The organism is Winogradskyella pacifica, assembly GCF_003386275.1.
GTDB classification, from domain to species: Bacteria; Bacteroidota; Bacteroidia; order Flavobacteriales; family Flavobacteriaceae; genus Winogradskyella; species Winogradskyella pacifica.
In genome coordinates, this window is the sequence record NZ_QREI01000004.1 from 100,366 (window position 1) to 118,411 (window position 18,046).

At 34.0% G+C, this 18,046-nt stretch carries 14 protein-coding genes and 1 tRNA gene; 8 read left to right on the top strand and 7 right to left on the bottom strand.

Going from position 1 to position 18,046, the window contains the following annotated elements; genetic code table 11:
- The first annotated feature begins 355 nt into the window (after window positions 1-355).
- The 8 genes from DFQ09_RS09955 to DFQ09_RS09990 all read left to right on the top strand — a co-directional run bounded on the left by DFQ09_RS09955 (window position 356) and on the right by DFQ09_RS09990 (window position 13,572).
- Window positions 356-8,125, top strand: coding sequence for a DUF7507 domain-containing protein (locus tag DFQ09_RS09955; protein ID WP_115809899.1), 7,770 nt, complete (start codon window positions 356-358; stop codon window positions 8,123-8,125).
- 14 nt (window positions 8,126-8,139) lie between these two features.
- A complete protein-coding gene (locus DFQ09_RS09960; RefSeq protein ID WP_115809901.1) occupies window positions 8,140-9,075 on the top strand; it encodes a PorP/SprF family type IX secretion system membrane protein in 936 nt (311 codons plus the stop codon).
- Window positions 9,076-9,087: 12 nt separating this feature from the next.
- Entirely contained in the window at window positions 9,088-11,043 is a 1,956-nt protein-coding gene (locus tag DFQ09_RS09965; protein WP_115809903.1) for an OmpA family protein, read from the top strand.
- A gap of 125 nt (window positions 11,044-11,168) precedes the next feature.
- Window positions 11,169-11,693, top strand: coding sequence for an isopentenyl-diphosphate Delta-isomerase (idi, locus tag DFQ09_RS09970; RefSeq protein ID WP_115809905.1), 525 nt, complete (start codon window positions 11,169-11,171; stop codon window positions 11,691-11,693).
- Window positions 11,693-12,103, top strand: a complete 411-nt coding sequence (locus DFQ09_RS09975) for a 6-pyruvoyl trahydropterin synthase family protein (RefSeq protein WP_115809907.1) — start codon at window positions 11,693-11,695, stop codon at window positions 12,101-12,103. Before idi ends, DFQ09_RS09975 begins: the two co-directional genes overlap by 1 nt.
- A gap of 11 nt (window positions 12,104-12,114) precedes the next feature.
- Complete coding sequence (locus DFQ09_RS09980; protein ID WP_115809909.1) at window positions 12,115-13,077, top strand: type I phosphomannose isomerase catalytic subunit; 963 nt, start codon at window positions 12,115-12,117, stop codon at window positions 13,075-13,077.
- A gap of 82 nt (window positions 13,078-13,159) precedes the next feature.
- A complete protein-coding gene (locus DFQ09_RS09985) occupies window positions 13,160-13,429 on the top strand; it encodes a hypothetical protein (RefSeq protein WP_020896681.1) in 270 nt (89 codons plus the stop codon).
- Between the two features lie 69 nt (window positions 13,430-13,498).
- Window positions 13,499-13,572: transfer RNA gene (locus DFQ09_RS09990), tRNA-Thr, on the top strand.
- 200 nt (window positions 13,573-13,772) lie between these two features.
- On the opposite strand, the gene DFQ09_RS09995 is transcribed toward DFQ09_RS09990, so the two are convergent.
- The 7 genes from DFQ09_RS09995 to DFQ09_RS10025 form a co-directional block, all read right to left on the bottom strand.
- Window positions 13,773-14,483, bottom strand: a complete 711-nt coding sequence (locus tag DFQ09_RS09995; protein ID WP_115809911.1) for a DUF4369 domain-containing protein — start codon at window positions 14,481-14,483, stop codon at window positions 13,773-13,775.
- Window positions 14,484-14,534: 51 nt separating this feature from the next.
- On the bottom strand, window positions 14,535-15,845 hold the full coding sequence (locus DFQ09_RS10000; protein WP_115809913.1) for a DUF819 family protein: 1,311 nt from the start codon (window positions 15,843-15,845) through the stop codon (window positions 14,535-14,537).
- A gap of 64 nt (window positions 15,846-15,909) precedes the next feature.
- Window positions 15,910-16,089 (bottom strand): Arc family DNA-binding protein, encoded by a 180-nt coding sequence (locus DFQ09_RS10005; RefSeq protein ID WP_092469092.1) that lies wholly within the window; start codon window positions 16,087-16,089, stop codon window positions 15,910-15,912.
- A gap of 7 nt (window positions 16,090-16,096) precedes the next feature.
- Window positions 16,097-16,603, bottom strand: a complete 507-nt coding sequence (locus tag DFQ09_RS10010; RefSeq protein ID WP_115809915.1) for a hypothetical protein — start codon at window positions 16,601-16,603, stop codon at window positions 16,097-16,099.
- Complete coding sequence (locus DFQ09_RS10015) at window positions 16,603-16,761, bottom strand: DUF4177 domain-containing protein (RefSeq protein ID WP_115809917.1); 159 nt, start codon at window positions 16,759-16,761, stop codon at window positions 16,603-16,605. Before DFQ09_RS10015 ends, DFQ09_RS10010 begins: the two co-directional genes overlap by 1 nt.
- Window positions 16,758-16,946, bottom strand: coding sequence for a hypothetical protein (locus tag DFQ09_RS10020; RefSeq protein WP_115809919.1), 189 nt, complete (start codon window positions 16,944-16,946; stop codon window positions 16,758-16,760). Before DFQ09_RS10020 ends, DFQ09_RS10015 begins: the two co-directional genes overlap by 4 nt.
- 1 nt (window position 16,947) lies before the next feature.
- Window positions 16,948-17,808, bottom strand: a complete 861-nt coding sequence (locus DFQ09_RS10025) for an SPFH domain-containing protein (RefSeq protein ID WP_115810353.1) — start codon at window positions 17,806-17,808, stop codon at window positions 16,948-16,950.
- Between the last annotated feature and the right edge of the window lie 238 nt (window positions 17,809-18,046).

Consider the following 18,046-nt stretch of genomic DNA (forward strand, 5'->3'; position numbering starts at 1 on the left):
ATCGAAAAAATGTACACCTAAACTAATCTTAGTTAAAGAATGTTAATTTTATGAAATATCATTAATAAAATATAGTTTTTGTTGAATTTAATTAAATTTATTGGCTGTTATGTCAAAAAATTAAGATTAAGTTAACAGAATTTTAACCTTTTTTGTCTTTTTCTGTTTGCCCGCTATTTTTAATAATTTTTCCCCTACGAATCATTGTTAACAAGCATAATAAATATTTCACAGTTGTAAAAATGTTACGACCTAACGTGAGAGTTATTGTGTTTAACAAATCTACCAATTGTCATTGATGAACTATTGGTTACTGGATAATATATACTAACTAACTATTATATACTTATAAATTATGGAAATACCTACTTCCTCTCACATGACCATTAAACGGTTTTTAATGCCCACAAAATCAACACTATTCTTAATGGGTTTGGCGTTAATGCTATTTTCTTTTGCTAACCCAGAAGACTTAGATGCTTATGAAAACATTAGCGAGTTTGTCGCCCCAGTCACCAATCCATGTAATACAGATTTTCCTACACCTATTACAGTATTAAATTATGATGATTTATCTGTTACATCCAATACTGAGGGCATCTGTATTTTAGGTTGTGGTATAGTTGATGAAAGCTATTTAATTGATTCAAATAGCAATAATTATACGTCTTTAAGTACAGCGATAGGATTAAGTGTTACCCATACTTTAAGGGTTACGGATGCTACTACTGATGAATTTTATACGGCAGGTGGTTTTGCTGGTTTTTTAATTGAGAACACCTCTGTTTTACAGGTGAACCTACTTGATAAAACGGTTATTACTACGTATTTAGATGGTGTAGAGCAAGAGTCAAAGGAAAGTAGTTCATTAGCTGTTGTAAATAGTGACTTATTATCGAGTAATCAATTTTATGTCGGATTTGAAACAACGCTAGATTTTGATGCTGTTGAAATTTCGATATCAAGTGTCGTAGGTGTTTTTTCTACAACGAAAATATATGCTGCTGTAACTGAAAATTTTTGTGCAGGACCAGAATTATTATGTAATACTCCAACCATGTTTGCGAAACCAGAATTTCCTGCTAGAATAGTGGAGGAACACACAGGGATGGGCGGTGTTTTAAGTGTTGGAAATGTTATTGATGCTGAAGCAGCTGTAGATTTTAATACAAATAATTATGCGAGTATAAATATTGTTTTAGGTGTCTTAGCAACAGGAAGTTTAGCTATAAAAGATGAATTTATAAACTATCCGGCAAATACATATGCTGGTTTTGATATCGAAAATTCATCCGTACTAAATTTAGATTTATTTGATAGTGTTACTATTACAACATATTTGGATGGTTTACTTCAAGAAAGTCAAACAGGAAGCTCTGAACTCATAGCTATAGATAGTGCTTTACTATTAACAGGAACTGAACGCTCGCGTGTTGGTTTCGTATCAACGTTACCTTTTAATGAGGTTCAAATCAGTATTAATCAAACTGTTTCAGTAGACTTAGGAAGTACAAGAGTTTACGGATTAGTTTTAGAATCATTTTGTGAAGGGGAATTAGATTGTAATACAGCAACAGTATTAAGCAATCCATCGCAACCGGTAATTATTAATACTTCGAATACAGGAGTAGACGGTTTAGCTTGTGTGGGTTGTGAAGTTGATAATGCTATAAATGTAATCAGTGAAAGCAATTCGGATTTTGCAATGATAAATGTTGTTGCAGGTGTGGCTAATTCGGCTTCTATTTCAGTAGAAAATGTATTAAGTACGTTTCCATCAGGAAGTACGGCAGGATTTATAATTAGAGATACCAATGATTTATTAGAAGTCGATTTATTAAACTCGCTAACATTAACCACCTATTTAGATGGTATAGTACAAGAATCTGAAACATCGAGTAGTTTACTAGCTCTCGAGGCTTTAGGATTAATAAATATTACACCTTCATATACTGATGGATTTTATTTAGTAGGATTTGAAACGAGTCTTCCCTATGATGAATTAAGAATAACAGTTGGTGCGTTGGTGGCAGTTATAAACAGTATAGAGGTTTATGGAAGTTATGTAGACACCTCAATTAAAATTGAGGGAACGATCATTAATGAGACTGTTCTTGGTGTTTCAGATGGAAGTATTTTCGTATCTGTATCAGGTGGTACGCCTCCGTATTTATATTTATGGAGTCCTAACGGCGAAATTTCAAATTCAATTAGCGGTTTATCTCCAGGAACTTATGCAGTAACGGTTACAGATGCTTTAGACTGTGTAGATACGGTTGAATTTATTGTTTATACAGATGGTGTTCAGTATCCTGTACCATGTAATACTCTAGATCCAGTAGCAATTACGTCGATGGGTTTTACAGATTTATCAGTGTTTAAAAATACGACAGGAGCTTGTGTTATAGGATGTGGTGTTCATAATGAAGGGAATCTATTAGATGAAGATAATAACAACTACGCAACCATAGCAACGGTCGTTGGTTTAGGTGTAACACATTCGTTAACAGTAACAGACGAAACGGTTGATGAGTTTTTTACAGGAGGTGGTTATGCTGGTATGTTAATAGAAAACAATTCTATTCTACAAGCAGATTTATTGGAAGCTATTGTAATTACAACCTATTTAGATGGTGTAGAGCAAGAATCAGAAACAAATACAGCTTTAGCTGTAGTGAATAGTGCATTATTAGGAACTGATAAATATTATGTAGGGTTTTATACAACTATGGATTATGATGCCGTTGAAATTTCAATATCAAGTTTATTGAACGTGCTTTCTACTACCAATGTCTATCATGCTGTGACCAACAGTTTTTGTGAAGGTCCAGATTTAATATGTAATACGCCAACAGCATTAACAAAGCCAGATTTTCCGGTAAGAATTGTGGACGAACGCACAGGTACTGGTGGGATATTAAGTGTTGGAAGTATTAATAATACAAATCGTCTTTTTGATTCAAATACGGGGAATTATGCTACAATCGATCTGTTAGCAAGTGTTGCGGGAACTGCTTCATTAGCGGTTAAAGATGAAATAACGGATTATCCGGCGATGACTTATGCAGGATTTGATATCGAAAATGCAACGCTTTTAAATACTCAATTGTTCGATGCTATAACGGTTTCGACCTATTTAGACGGCACATTTGTTGAGTCGCGCACAGGGTCAACTGAGCTTGTTCCTGTAAATTCAGGTTTATTACTAACCAGCAACGAAGCTTTAAGAGTAGGGTTTGTTTCAACAGCTCCTTTTGATGAAGTGCAAATCACCCTCTCTCAACTTGTATCCTTAAATTTAGGAAGTACACGCGTCTATAGTATGGTCTTAGAATCTTTTTGTCCAGGGACGATTAATTGTGATGAGCCTTATGTGTTATCTAATCCAAACGATTCTGTAATTATCAATTCATACAGAACAGGAACAGAAGGCATAGCATGTGTGGCTTGTGAAATTGATAATTCACAACATGTAATTTCTCAAGATGGAAGTGATTTTGCTCTAATTAATGTTGTAGCGGGAGTTGCTAGCACAGCTTCAATTTCGGTACAAGATGTACTTTTAGATTATCCGATGGGTACAAGAGCAGGATTTATTATAAGAGATACAAATGATTTATTAGAAGTTGATTTATTAAACTCAATAACACTGACAACATATCTTGATGGTCTTCAACAAGAACAAAGAACAGCAGGTAATCTATTAGCTTTAGAAGCATTGGGTTTAATTAATATTACTCCATTAACTACTGATGGTTTATACATTGTTGCTTTTAATGCTGCTTTAAGCTTTGATGAAATACAAATTACCATCGCATCACTCGTAGGTGTTCTTAATTCAATTGAAGTGTATGGTGGTTATATTGACGCCACAAATTCAATATTATGTGATACAGCAAAAATTGCGATTGTAAAAACAGGAGTCTTTAATGATGAGAATAGTGATAACTGTAGCGATTCTGATGAAACCATAACTTACAATTTCAGTGTAACTAATGAAGGAGTTGTCGATTTAGCGTCAGTAGAATTAACGGACTTAATGTTAGGTGGAGTACTTACTTTGGTTTCTGGAGATGATGATGCCGATAATGAATTAGACGTTGATGAAACTTGGCTATATACAGCTAATTATACCTTAACACCATCTGATATAGATGCGGGTGTTGTGAGTAATCAAGCTACAGTTGAAGCTATAAATGTTATCGATGGTACAACGGAAACAGACCTATCAGATAATGATAGTGTTTTTGAAGATCATCCAACCGAAACAATTCTATGTCAATCTGCAGATATCGCAGTAATTAAAACAGCTGTTTTTAACGATGAGAATAATGATAGTTGTAGTGATTCTGGCGAAACTATAACGTATACATTTAATGTTACTAACGAAGGAAATACAAGTATTACTACAGTAGTGTTAACGGATGCCATGTTAGGTGGAATTATCGCTTTAGCATCTGGAGATGATGATGCAGATAACGAATTAGATAGTGATGAAACTTGGATCTATACAGAAGATTATACATTAGTACAATCTGATATTGATTCGGGTATTTTAAATAATCAAGCGACGGTTACAGGAATAGATAGTATCGATGGTTCAGAGGTAACAGATCTTTCTGATGACAATAGTGTTCTAGAAGATCATCCAACCGAAACAATTCTATGTCAATCAGCAGATATCGCAGTAATTAAAACAGCTGTTTTTAACGACGAGAATAATGATAATTGTACGGATTCTGGAGAAACTATAACCTATACATTTAATGTAACTAACGAAGGAAATACAAGTATCACTGCGGTAGAATTAACTGATACTATGTTAGGTGGAATTATCGCTTTGGCATCAGGAGATGATGATGCTGATGATGAATTAGATGTTGATGAAATATGGGTCTATACAGCAAATTATACAGTAGTGCAATCTGATATTGAAGCTGGTATTGTCAGTAATCAAGCGACTGTTACAGGAATAGATAGTATTGATGGTTCAATAGTAACAGATCTGTCTGATGACAATAGTGTTTTAGAAGATGAAGCAACTGAGACAGATTTATGTCAAACAGCAGTAATTGCTGTAATCAAAACAGGTATTTATAACGATGATAATGCAGACGGTTGCGGGAATGAAGGAGAAACTATTACGTATACATTTTCCGTTACTAACGAAGGAAATACGAGCATAACTACAGTAGAGTTAACAGATACGATGCTAGGCGGAACCATTGCGTTAGCATCAGGAGATGATGATACAGATAATGAATTAGATGTTGATGAAACTTGGATTTATACAGCAGATTATACGCTATTACAAACAGATATTGATGCTGGTGTTGTCAATAATCAAGCGACCGTAACAGGAGTAGATAGTATTGATGGTTCAACGGTAACAGATCTTTCAGATGATAATAGTGTTTTAGAAGACGATGCCACTGAAACTGACTTATGTCAATCTGCAGAAATTGCAGTCGTTAAAACGGGTGTATTCAATGATGAAAACAATGATAGTTGTAGCGATGCAGGAGAAACGATTACGTATACGTTTAACGTAACCAACGAAGGGAATTCAAGTATTATTTCTGTAGAATTAACAGACACAATGTTAGGGGGAATAATCGCTTTAGCGTCTGGAGATACAGATGCGGATAATGAATTAGATGCTAATGAAACTTGGATTTATACAGCAGCGTACACACTAACACAACCTGATATTGATGCTGGTGTTGTAAACAACCAAGCAACCGTAACAGGAATCAATATTATAGACAGTTCAGTATTAACGGATTTATCAGATGATAATAGCGTTTTGGAAGATGAAGTTACTGAAACCATTTTATGTCAAACAACTGAAATCGCCTTAATAAAAATGGGAGACGTTAACGACGCTAATAACGATGGGTGTGGTAATGTAGATGAAACAATTACGTACACATTTACGGTAACTAATGAAGGAAATACGACTATCACTTCAGTCGAGCTTTCCGATACGATGTTAGGTGGGATAATCGCTTTAGCGTCTGGAGATACAGATGCAGATAACGAGTTAGATGTTGATGAAACCTGGATTTATACCGCAGATTATACACTAACGCAATCCGATATTGACGCTGGTGTTGTAACTAACCAAGCAGCGGTTATTGGTTTAGATAGTATAGATGGTTCTATTGTAACAGATCTTTCAGACGATGATAGTATTTCTGAAGATGATGTCACTGAAACATCAATATGTCAAACGGCAGAAATAGCAGTAATCAAAACAGCGGAAATTAATGACGAGGACAATGATGGATGTGGTAATGTAGATGAAACGATTACTTACACATTTACGGTGACTAACGAAGGAAATACAAGTATTACCACAGTAGAATTAAATGATATGATGTTAGGGGGAATAATCGCTTTAGCGTCTGGAGATACAGATGTAGATAACGAGTTAGATGTTGATGAAACATGGATTTATACCGCAGATTATACACTAACGCAATCCGATATTGATGCTGGTGTTGTAAATAATCAAGCGACTGTTACAGGTTTAGATAGTATAGATGGTTCTGTAGTAACAGATCTTTCAGACGATGATAGTGTTTCTGAAGATGATGTTACTGAAACGGCTTTATGTCAAACTGCAACAATAGCAGTTGTGAAAACCGGCATTTATAATGACGTAAATACTGATGGCTGTGCGGATGCAGGCGAAACAATTACATACAATTTTACGGTCACTAATGAAGGGAATTCAAGCATCACTTCGGTAGAGTTAACGGACACTATGTTAGGTGGAATAATGGATATGTCTTCTGGTGATGATGATACGGACAATGAATTAGACGTCGGTGAGACTTGGTTCTATACAGCAGATTATATATTGACACAAGCCGATATTGATGCAGGTGTTGTAAATAACCAGGCAATCGTTACAGGAATTAGTATCATAAATGGTGCTGTATTAACCGATTTGTCTGATGATAATAGTGCATTAGAAAATGATATCACAGAAATGTTTTTATGCCAGAGAGCATCTATCGCAGTTGTAAAAACAGGCGTATTTAACGATGATAATTCAGATGGATGCGGAAATTTAGGAGAGACAATCACCTATACATTTGAAGTTACTAATGAGGGTAATATAAGTGTACCTGTAGTAGAGTTATGGGATAGTATGTTAGGTGGAGTAATGGTTTTAGCGTCTGGAGACGATGATGCTGATGCTGAGCTAGATGTTGATGAAACGTGGTGGTACACGGCAGATTATATGCTAACACAATCTGATATAGATGCAGGTGTTGTAAATAATCAAGCTACTCTTACGGGAATGAATATTATGGATGGTACCATGCTAACAGATTTATCAGATGATGATAATGAGATGGAAGATGATGTCACAACTACTGTAATATGTCAATCAGGATCGATATCTCTCGAAAAAGCAGGTGTATTTAATGATGAGAATAGAGATGGTGTTGCTGAGATAGGTGAGACTTTAACTTACACATTTGCGGTTTATAATACAGGATCAATTACGCTCTATAATATTAGTATAGAAGATCCGCTTCCAGGTATAGTGATTGAAGGCGGGCCGATTGTTTCTTTAGCGCCTGGAGAAATAGATGATTTTACTTTTACAGCAATATATACACTGACACAAGAGGATATTGATAATGGCGAGATAACAAATCAAGCTGTTGCTACTAGTACTGGATCGGATGGTGCAACCTACACCGATACATCTGATGATCCAAATAATTTTGATGATGTAGATAATAACGATGATGATGAACCAGATGACCCTACAATTACAGACTTGCCTGAAATATTGAGTTCAGACTTTGAAATATTTAATGCAATTACTCCAGATGGAGACGGTGAAAATGATTTCTTTAAAATAGTTGGGATAGAAGATTTTCCTAAGAATAATCTTAAAATATTTAATCGATGGGGAATTTTAATTTACGAAATGGATGGCTATGGAATAAATGGTAAAGTATTTAGAGGATTCTCAGATGGTAGGAGTACTATTAATAGGGATGAGGAACTACCTACAGGAACTTATTTCTATATACTGAGACGATTTGTCGGAAACCAAACATTAACTAATGAAGGATATTTATATATAAAAAATAACTAAACCCCAAAAATCTTATGAAATATTATTTTTTATTACTACTAGTTTTTATGAGTGTTAGTTTGAGCTTTTCTCAACAAGATTCACAATACACTCAATATATGTATAACACACAAGTTATTAATCCTGGCTATATAGGGTCTAAAGATGTACTTAGTTTTGGACTATTATATAGATCGCAGTGGGTAGGGTTTGAAGGCGCGCCAAAAACAGGAACATTCACAATAAGTTCTCCAATAGGCGAAACTAAAAAAATGGGAATAGGACTTTCTATTGTAAGTGATCAAATTGGGCCTGCTACAGAAACAAACATTGTTGCTGATTATTCATATTCTCTAATGTTTTCCGATGTATCAAGATTGTCATTTGGTGTAAAAGCAGGAGTGAATTTCTTAGACGTCGATTATACTAAGCTCAACATTTATGATGTTAATGATTTTCAATTTGAAGAAAATATAAATAATAGGCTTTATCCACAAATAGGGGCTGGGATATATTATAATACAGATAAAATGTATTTAGGATTATCGGTACCTAACCTTTTAAATTCTAAACATTACAACACCAATAATATAGATGATATAAGTGCTGATGCACTCGCCATTGAGCGCTTACACTATTTTTTAATTGCAGGTTATGTTTTTGATATTAACGAGAATTTAAAATTTAAGCCAGCAACGATGATTAAGATGGTTGATGGGTCACCGCTTCAAGTTGATGTCTCAGGAAACTTTCTGATTTATGAGAAATTTACACTGGGCGCTGCCTATCGCTTTGATGCGGCAATTACTGCCATGGCAGGATTCCAAATTACCAATAAACTGTTTATAGGTATGGGATATGATTATCAAACAACAGATATCGAAACTTATAGTGATGGCTCATATGAGGTATTCTTAAAATTTGATGTTTTCAAAAATGTCGAACGTATACTAACCCCTAGATTTTTCTAAACTTTTAAGATTATGAATACACCTATATATAAATCATTACTCTGTTTTTTATCAGTTATTTTCTTTGTGAGTTCTTTTGCTCAAACAGGTAAATTAGAAAAGGCAAATGTTAAATACGATAAATATCATTACATCGATGCTCGGGAGATTTATTTAAAAGTAGTCGCTAATGGTTACCGATCTGCTGAAATTTATAGAAAGTTAAGCGAGACTTATTATTTTAATAGTGAGTATTCCGGTGCTTCTAAATGGTATTATAAGTTATTAAATGAGTTTCCAGATGATTTGGTCGTTACTGATTATTTTAGAGCAGCACAATGTTTAAAAAGTTCAGGCGAACCGAGAGAAGCAGAACGTTTAATGGAAATTTATAAAACTAAAGGAGGCACGGCTCTAACTATAGATTCTTATAAAAATGTAGCAGATACGCTTTTTGAAAAAGGGGTGAATGATAAATTATTTGAGCTAGCTAAAATAACGGTCAATACTGAGTACTCAGATTTTGGTCCTGCATTCTACGGTGATAAAATTGTTTTTGCATCAAGTGATAAATCTGTAAATGCTTTTGAAGATCAATCTGTTGATCTTGCAGGATGGGATAAACAACCTTTTTTAGATTTGTATCAGGTTGTTGTAGATGAAGACATGAATCTTAAAGAGGTAGAACTTCTTAAAGGTGAAATTAATACGAAATATCATGAGTCTACTGCTGTTTTTTCTAAAGATGGAAATACAATGTATTTTACAAGAAATAATTTCTTAGACGGTAAGAAAAGAAAAGATAAAGATTTTGTCATCAGGCTTAAGATTTATAAGGCGACCAAGGCAGGAGATGCATGGGGAAATATTAAGGAGCTTCCGTTTAATAGCGATAGCTATTCTATTGGCCACCCAGCATTAAGCACTGATGAAAATAGACTTTATTTTGCTTCTGATATGCCTGGTACATTTGGAATGTCAGACTTATGGTATGTTGATATTTTAGGAAACGATAGCTATGCCAAACCTGTAAATATGGGTAATAAAATTAATACGGCTGCTAGAGAAACATTCCCATTTGTAAGTACAGAAAACAACTTGTACTTCTCTAGTGACGGTCATAAAGGGTATGGAGGCTTAGATATTTTTGTAACAAAATTAAACGAAGATGATTTTGGAGAGATCGCAACCTTTGGCGAGCCTATTAACAGTGTAAAAGATGATTTTAGCTTTATTATTAAAGAAGGACGAATTGGGTATTTTACGTCAAATAGAGACGGAGATGAAGGCAGTAAAAGTGATGATATTTATCAAATTTGGGAGCATTGCGAAATTACAATTCAAGGACCAATTACAGATGAAGATACAGGTGAATTAATACCTAATGCAGAAGTTACGCTGTTGGATAGTAACAATGACGAAATTCAAAAACTAGTTACAGGAGATGATGCACTATTTACATTCAATTTAGAGTGTAACCAAAGGTATGTCATTAGAGCAAAAAAAGAAGGTTATAATCCTAAAGAGGAAATCTTTGAAACGCCTAAAAATCCTAAGACCATTGAGATGCCAATTGTTTTAAATATTCCTTTGACGATGAAGGTTTCAGATCCTTGTCCACCTAATGATTTAGGTTGTAAGTTAACGTTGCAGCCCATTTATTTTGATTATGATCAGTCTAATGTTCGCTTAGATGCAGAGATAGAATTAGCTAAAATATTAGCAGCATTAAATGAATATCCACAGTTAAGAATCCATATAGAATCTCATACAGATTCTAGAGGAAGAGATGCCTATAATCTAAAGTTGTCTCAGCGAAGAGCTAAATCTACATTACAATGGTTATTAGATAAAGGGATTGCTAAAAATAGATTGTCAGCAAAAGGTTATGGAGAGTCTCAATTGATTAATAAATGTGTTAATAATGTAGCGTGTAGCGAAGAAGAACATCAATTAAATCGTAGGTCTATGTTTATTATAAAAGAATAACCCATAATTTTTACTCATTACAAATCACCTTGACTGTCTTATATAGTCAAGGCTTTTGTATTATTTCAAATCCTTTTTATGAAAACATTAATGGATTTTAAAGTTTTACTTGGTACTTTTGCTACATGATAGAAGAACAAGTCATCTTAGTAGATGAAAATGATAATAAAATTGGTTTAATGCCAAAGATGGAAGCGCATGAGAAGGCGCTTTTACATCGTGCATTTTCTGTATTTATATTTAATGATAAGAACGAACTGATGCTTCAGCAGCGTGCTATGCACAAATATCATACTCCAGGTTTATGGACTAATACATGTTGCAGTCATCAACGTGATGGGGAAACTAATTTACAAGCAGGAAAACGCCGTTTGCAAGAAGAAATGGGTTTTGTAGCAGACTTAGAAGAAAAGACCGCTTTCATTTATAAAGCACCATTTGATAACGGATTAACAGAGCATGAGTACGACCATATTATGGTTGGGTATTTTAGTGATGACCCAACTATTAATCCAGATGAAGTGGCGAGTTGGAAATGGATGTCATTAGAAGCTGTAAAAGCTGATATTGCTGAAAATCCAGAACTATACACGGCTTGGTTTAAAATAATTTTTGAAAAATTTTATGAATTTATAAACGTCAATAAATAATGCGAGTTACAGTTCATAGAAAAGCACATTTTAATGCAGCGCACAGGCTTTATAGAAAAGAGTGGAGCTTTGAGAAGAATGATGCCGTCTTTGGCTTGTGTAATAACCCTAATTTTCATGGGCATAATTATGAATTAATTGCGAGCGTTACAGGCGAAATTGATCCTGAAACAGGTTATGTAATTGATATCAAAATATTGAAAGATATTATTAAATCTGAGGTCGAAGATGCCTTTGATCATAAGAACTTAAATGTTGAAGTTCCTGAATTTAAAGACCTAAATCCTACAGCAGAAAATATCGCTGTAGTTATTTACAATAAAATTAAACCCAAACTCGATCCTAAGTTTCATCTTGAAATTACACTATACGAAACACCTCGTAACTTTGTAACCTATTCGGGAGATTAATATAAAGAAACATGTTATACCCGTTAAAATTTCAACCGATTCTTAAAGATAAAATTTGGGGAGGAGAAAAGTTAAATCAATACTTTAATAAAGTTTCTGATTCTAAAAATCTTGGTGAGAGCTGGGAGATCAGTACAGTGCCAAATGATGTTTCTGTTGTTGCTAACGGTGAATTAAAAGGAAAATCACTTCAAGAGTTAGTAAATGATTATAAATCTAATCTTTTAGGAGATAAAAACTGGAAACGTTTTGGAAACAAATTTCCTTTATTAATAAAATTCATTGATGCTAAACAAGATTTAAGTATTCAGTTACATCCTAATGATGAATTAGCCAAAAAGAGACACAATTCATTTGGTAAAACCGAGATGTGGTATGTAATGCAAGCAGATAACGATGCTAATCTTATTGTTGGATTCAAAGGAGAAGTCGATAAAGCAACCTATCTAAAGCATCTTGAAAATAACACCCTTACGGAAATTTTAAATTTCGATAACGTAAAAGAAGGAGATACTTATTTTATAGAAGCAGGAAGACTCCATGCCATTGGGGCAGGAGTATTATTAGCAGAAATTCAGCAAACTAGTGATGTAACGTATCGTGTTTACGATTGGGATCGTGTTGATGACAATGGTAATGAGCGCGACTTACATAATGATATCGCCATTGATGCTTTTGATTTTGAAATGAAAAATGATTTCAGAATCGACTATCCAAAACAGAAAAATGTATCTAATGAAATGGTTAGCTGCCCTTTCTTTACTACAAATTTTATAGATATAACGTCCGAGATAAAAATCGAAAACACTCACGATTCCTTTTTAATATATATGTGTGTCGATGGGGATGTTGAGGTTTCCACTAAAGATTCTATAGAACATATTTCAAAAGGAGAAACTATTTTGATACCTGCTGAAATTAAAAACTTTGCATTAAAATCGGTTTTTGGTAAACTTCTAGAAGTGTACGTTTAAAACTTACGATAAAAAATAATAATGAGAATCAAATAACTAAAAGGATTTAGTACTTTTGCGGTTATTATAAAAAATAATTATCATGTCGAATAAAAGAGATTTAAAAAAAGATATCAACTACGTATTAGGAGATATTATTGAAGCAGTTTACGTTTGGGAATTAGCGAATGCTGAAAAGCCAACTAAAGAAAGCGAAGCTGTTATAGATGAAGCTATCGTAACATTTGATGAGTTAATTGCTCGTGTTAATGATAGAGGTGCAGAAAATAAAAAAGCTCATTTTAAAGCGATTAGCGCAGACCTTGAAACTAAAGGAAGAGCTCTTATCGAAAAAATCAATAAATTAAAGTAAATTGATTTGCAAATTTGAAAATCTATTTTAAATTTGCGCTCGCTTACCGAAATAAGGTAAGCAATTTTTGCCGATGTAGCTCAGCTGGCTAGAGCAGCTGATTTGTAATCAGCAGGTCGTGGGTTCGAGTCCCTCCATCGGCTCTTCATTAAAACTTCAATTACTGTAAAGTAGTTGGAGTTTTTTTTGTTTAATGATGCATCGCATAAGAGAAGACTAGGCAGAACGAGATATAGGTGCTTCTGTCTTTATATAAGTTTTATAAAATAAAAAATCCAATCATTGATATGATTGGATTTTTTAAATACAGTATAAATACTACAACGAAGTTTTTTATTGCGTACTAATTATTAGAATTTCTATTCGCTATAACTTCACTTAACTTTTTACCGTATAGCGAATTTTTAATTTCAGGATTAAGACTATTATAAATTGAATCTATGTACACCGGATTTGCATTTCGAGTCTCGTATAAGGCCAAATACGGTGCTATTTCACTATCTTTATTATTCATGGCGAATTGAATAGTGTATGCATACTTACGCTTTATTAGATGATCTGCTAATCTATTCAATGAATCAACGGCAATACTGTCGTTTTTTTCTCTAGCCTTAAAACTTTCTTCAATAATATCAAGATTTTTGTCATTGTAACGCGATAAAACGCTGAGGTATTCTTTTAAAAGTTCTTGCTGTTTAGAACCTTTGATTTCAGAATCATAATTAAAACCCTTTAATGACGTTGTAATTTCAGTAACACCTTTATCTGCAAAAAACGGAATATAATGTTCTGCTCCATCATTTTTAAACAGTTTTAAATAGAGTAGAATAGGCTCGTCAATATGCGTGTGTAACGTAAATTCGGACTGACCAGAAATGACCATAGAATCTAAATCTACAATGCTAGAATCACCATCTTTTTGAAGATAAACAACTCCTTTTTTTAAGCCTTTAACACTGCCTTTTAAAGTGAAGTTGTCGTTGCTGCTTTTGCCACAAGAAACGGCTAATGCCACTAAAATTAGTAGACTTAGTACTTTGTTTAATTTTGTCATCGTTTGCTAAATAATTAGGTGCGCAAATATCTTATAATAGTTTTAATATTGCTAACTAACAGCTGCTAATTCCATTAAAATTGTACAGCCAATGGCTGCAATAGTTCCAACGGCATAACCAAATACGGCAAGTAAAACTCCAACAGTAGCTAAAGAAGGGTGAAAAGCAGAAGCGACAATAGGAGCAGAGGCTGCACCACCAACGTTAGCCTGACTTCCAACGGCTAGAAAGAAATAGGGTGCTTTGATAAGTTTAGCAACAACAACTAAAAGTATAGCGTGAATGGTCATCCAAACAACACCAATTGCAATTAGTCCAACGTTATCAAAAATCATTGTTAGATCCATTTTCATCCCGATACTAGCTACAAGAATGTAAATAAAAACACTACCAAATTTACTGGCACCAGCACCTTCATAGTTTTTAGCTTTTGTGTTAGATAATACGATGGCGATTATAGTAGCTACACTAATCATCCAAAAGAATTTTGAACCTAAAAAGGTAAATATATTACGCGTAGTTGGAGATTCTATGTCAGCAACAATACCCTCAAAAAGAGGAGCGAGAAAATTGGCACTTAAGTGCGCAATACTTACAGTACCAAATGCAATAGCACAGATAACCATTATATCCGTAAGGGATGGATTTCGTTTTACTTTTTCAGAAAATGTTGACATTTTTTCTTTTAATTCCTCAATTGAAGACGTGTCTGCTTTTAGCCATTTATTAATACGATTTCTTTTCCCGATACCAATTAATATAATAGCCATCCAAATATTAGCGACAACAATATCTACAAATACCATTCCTCCGTATTTCGCTTGGTTGTAGCCATAAATTTCTAACATCGCCGTTTGGTTGGCTCCACCACCAATCCAGCTTCCTGCTAAAGTAGAAAGGCCTCTCCAAACAGCATCTGGTCCAACACCACCAACAGTTTCTGGTGATACACTTGCAATTAATATAATGGCGATAGGTCCACCAATTACAATACCTATTGTTCCGGTGAAAAACATAACTAAAGCTTTCCAACCTAAATTAAAAACGGCTTTTAAATCAATACTCAAAGTCATTAATACTAAGGCTGCAGGCAGTAAGTAGCGGCTAGCTACGTAATATAGACTAGAACTATGCTCGGTAATAACACCTGTTTCTGATACCGTTGTCCATTCTGGAGAAATTAAACCTGTAGTTGTTAAAACAGCAGGAACCATGTAAGCCATAAATAACCCAGGTACTATTTTGTAAAACTTAGCCCAAAAACCTGTTTTTATGGACTCGGTTATAAACACAAATCCTAAGGCTAACATTAAGAGCCCAAATACAATAGTATCATCAGTAAAAATCGGAGTATTATCCATGGTTTAGTTTATTTAGAACTTGCAAAATACAAAAATTTAAAACGAAAAAAGTGACCGTTTTCGATCACTTTTTTTCTGTTGAATTATCTTTTGGCTTGGGTTGCCGGTTATGTTCTTTTAGATACTGCATTAGCATCCATTCTATCTGGCCATTAGTACTCCGAAATTCGTCTGAAGCCCATTTTTCAATGGCTTTCAGCATATCTTCATTCATTCGTAGTGCAAAGGCTTTCTTCTTAGACATAGTAATGTTACTGTTTAAATTTTAATTTATAGGTCGCAATAGTGTTTTTAGCATTTTCTTCGTGTTGTGTACCAATTAACAGGTTTTTACCGGTTTTTAGTGTGATTTGAATTCCGACGTCGCCAGAAACATTTAAGGCTTTTCCTTTAGATGATGTATTCCAAATGGCTGTACCTCTTATGCCCCAACCACCATATTCACTTAAAGGACTGTAGGTTCTTACATAAGCGTTATCTATAGCATTCCACTTAATGGTTTTATAACTCCAATGGAACGGAAAGAATTGATAATGAATGCCTTCTTCATCTATTCTTGTACTTAGCTTAAACAAAAATAGTATTGAAGAAGCTAAAATAACGGCTCCAATGATAGATAATAATTCTGAAGTAGAAAAGCTGTTAGGATCTTCTATGTATGTTTTTATAATAATGCCAATAGGAACTAATAAACTCATTAGTATCAGTATAATTAACCATGGTTGATTAAAACGTTGTTCTTCTTTAAAGATTTTCATTATCTATTTTTATCTCGTTCAAAAACTACTGAAGACCAATTCACACCAATATCCTTAACGACCCAACCTTCACGAGCATGTTGATTAAGAAGATCTTCAAAATTTTGAATACGATTTCTAAAGCCTAATTTAGGAGTTACTACTTTATATTCTTTCATAATGTATCATTTTTACCGTCTGTCTTAAAAATCGCGAAGGCAAATATAATACCTATTAGTGTTCCGATAATTGAACCAAATATTAAACACGTTGCGATATTGTCAGTTATGGCACCAATTGTGGTGCCTATGCTACTTCCTATAGCTGACCCTATGCCAATACTAGAAATCTGTTTTTGATTCATTTTAATGATTTAAAGTTCCTGTATTTAATACTGGTGATGCATCTTTATCTCCACAAAGCACCACCATAAGATTACTCACCATAGCTGCTTTTCGTTCTTCATCTAAATCCACAACATTTTTTTTGCTAAGTTGCTCTATGGCCATTTCTACCATACTAACCGCACCTTCAACAATTTTATGTCTTGCTGCGACAATCGCTGTGGCTTGTTGACGCTTAAGCATGGCATTGGCAATTTCTTGTGCGTAGGCCAAGTAACCAATTCGTGCTTCTAAAACTTCGATGCCTGCAATGGATAAGCGCTCGTCTATTTCTTTTTCTAAGGCGTTGCTCACTTCATTAACACTAGAGCGTAAGGTAATATCTTCGTCTACACCTTCATCTGCAAAATTATCATAAGGATACATACTTGCTAGTTTACGAACGGCGGCGTCGGTTTGTACACGAACAAAATTTTCATAATTATCAACATCAAAAGCGGCTTTATACGTGTTGTGAACGCGCCACACTAAGATGGTGCTAATCATAATAGGGTTACCTAATTTATCATTCACTTTTAAACGTTCGCTATCAAAATTGCTTGCCCTAAGTGAAATTTTCTTTTTTGTATAAAAAGGATTTACCCAATAGAAACCATTCTTTTTTACGGTACCAACGTATTTTCCAAATAAAAGTAAAACTCTAGAACCGTTGGGTTGTACCATTAAAAACCCGAAGGCTAATACTAATGCGAATACGATACCAAATACAGACCAGCCTGTTTCTGTAATTGGTATTAATGCTATGCTTCCAAAAAAGAGTAGTATAAATAAAAATAGCATTAGGTAGCCATTGGCTGGGACGATGATTTTTTCTTCTTTCATAAGTTTAGAATTTAGTTGGTTAATCATTTTGATAAGTTAAAGTGATATTAAAATGATATCATAAAGATATACTATAATTTATAAGTATGCAAATATTTTATTTTGTTACAGTTTTAAAAAAAGAAATAGAAAATAAAGTTTGGCACAAGGTTTGCTTACTATTAATTGTAATGATTATTACAGCTGTTATCAATTGATAACAGAACTACAAAGTTGTAACATTACATTGGTTGGTTAG

Excerpts from the sequence above, each read along its gene's own strand:
- DFQ09_RS09955 (WP_115809899.1), top strand. The coding sequence starts at position 356 with ATGGAAATACCTACTTCCTCTCACATGACCATTAAACGGTTTTTAATG.
- DFQ09_RS09960 (WP_115809901.1), top strand. The coding sequence starts at position 8,140 with ATGAAATATTATTTTTTATTACTACTAGTTTTTATGAGTGTTAGTTTG.
- DFQ09_RS09965 (WP_115809903.1), top strand. The coding sequence starts at position 9,088 with ATGAATACACCTATATATAAATCATTACTCTGTTTTTTATCAGTTATT.
- idi (WP_115809905.1), top strand. The coding sequence starts at position 11,169 with ATGATAGAAGAACAAGTCATCTTAGTAGATGAAAATGATAATAAAATT.
- DFQ09_RS09975 (WP_115809907.1), top strand. The coding sequence starts at position 11,693 with ATGCGAGTTACAGTTCATAGAAAAGCACATTTTAATGCAGCGCACAGG.
- DFQ09_RS09980 (WP_115809909.1), top strand. The coding sequence starts at position 12,115 with ATGTTATACCCGTTAAAATTTCAACCGATTCTTAAAGATAAAATTTGG.
- DFQ09_RS09985 (WP_020896681.1), top strand. The coding sequence starts at position 13,160 with ATGTCGAATAAAAGAGATTTAAAAAAAGATATCAACTACGTATTAGGA.
- DFQ09_RS09995 (WP_115809911.1), bottom strand. The coding sequence starts at position 14,483 with ATGACAAAATTAAACAAAGTACTAAGTCTACTAATTTTAGTGGCATTA.
- DFQ09_RS10000 (WP_115809913.1), bottom strand. The coding sequence starts at position 15,845 with ATGGATAATACTCCGATTTTTACTGATGATACTATTGTATTTGGGCTC.
- DFQ09_RS10005 (WP_092469092.1), bottom strand. The coding sequence starts at position 16,089 with ATGTCTAAGAAGAAAGCCTTTGCACTACGAATGAATGAAGATATGCTG.
- DFQ09_RS10010 (WP_115809915.1), bottom strand. The coding sequence starts at position 16,603 with ATGAAAATCTTTAAAGAAGAACAACGTTTTAATCAACCATGGTTAATT.
- DFQ09_RS10015 (WP_115809917.1), bottom strand. The coding sequence starts at position 16,761 with ATGAAAGAATATAAAGTAGTAACTCCTAAATTAGGCTTTAGAAATCGT.
- DFQ09_RS10020 (WP_115809919.1), bottom strand. The coding sequence starts at position 16,946 with ATGAATCAAAAACAGATTTCTAGTATTGGCATAGGGTCAGCTATAGGA.
- DFQ09_RS10025 (WP_115810353.1), bottom strand. The coding sequence starts at position 17,808 with ATGAAAGAAGAAAAAATCATCGTCCCAGCCAATGGCTACCTAATGCTA.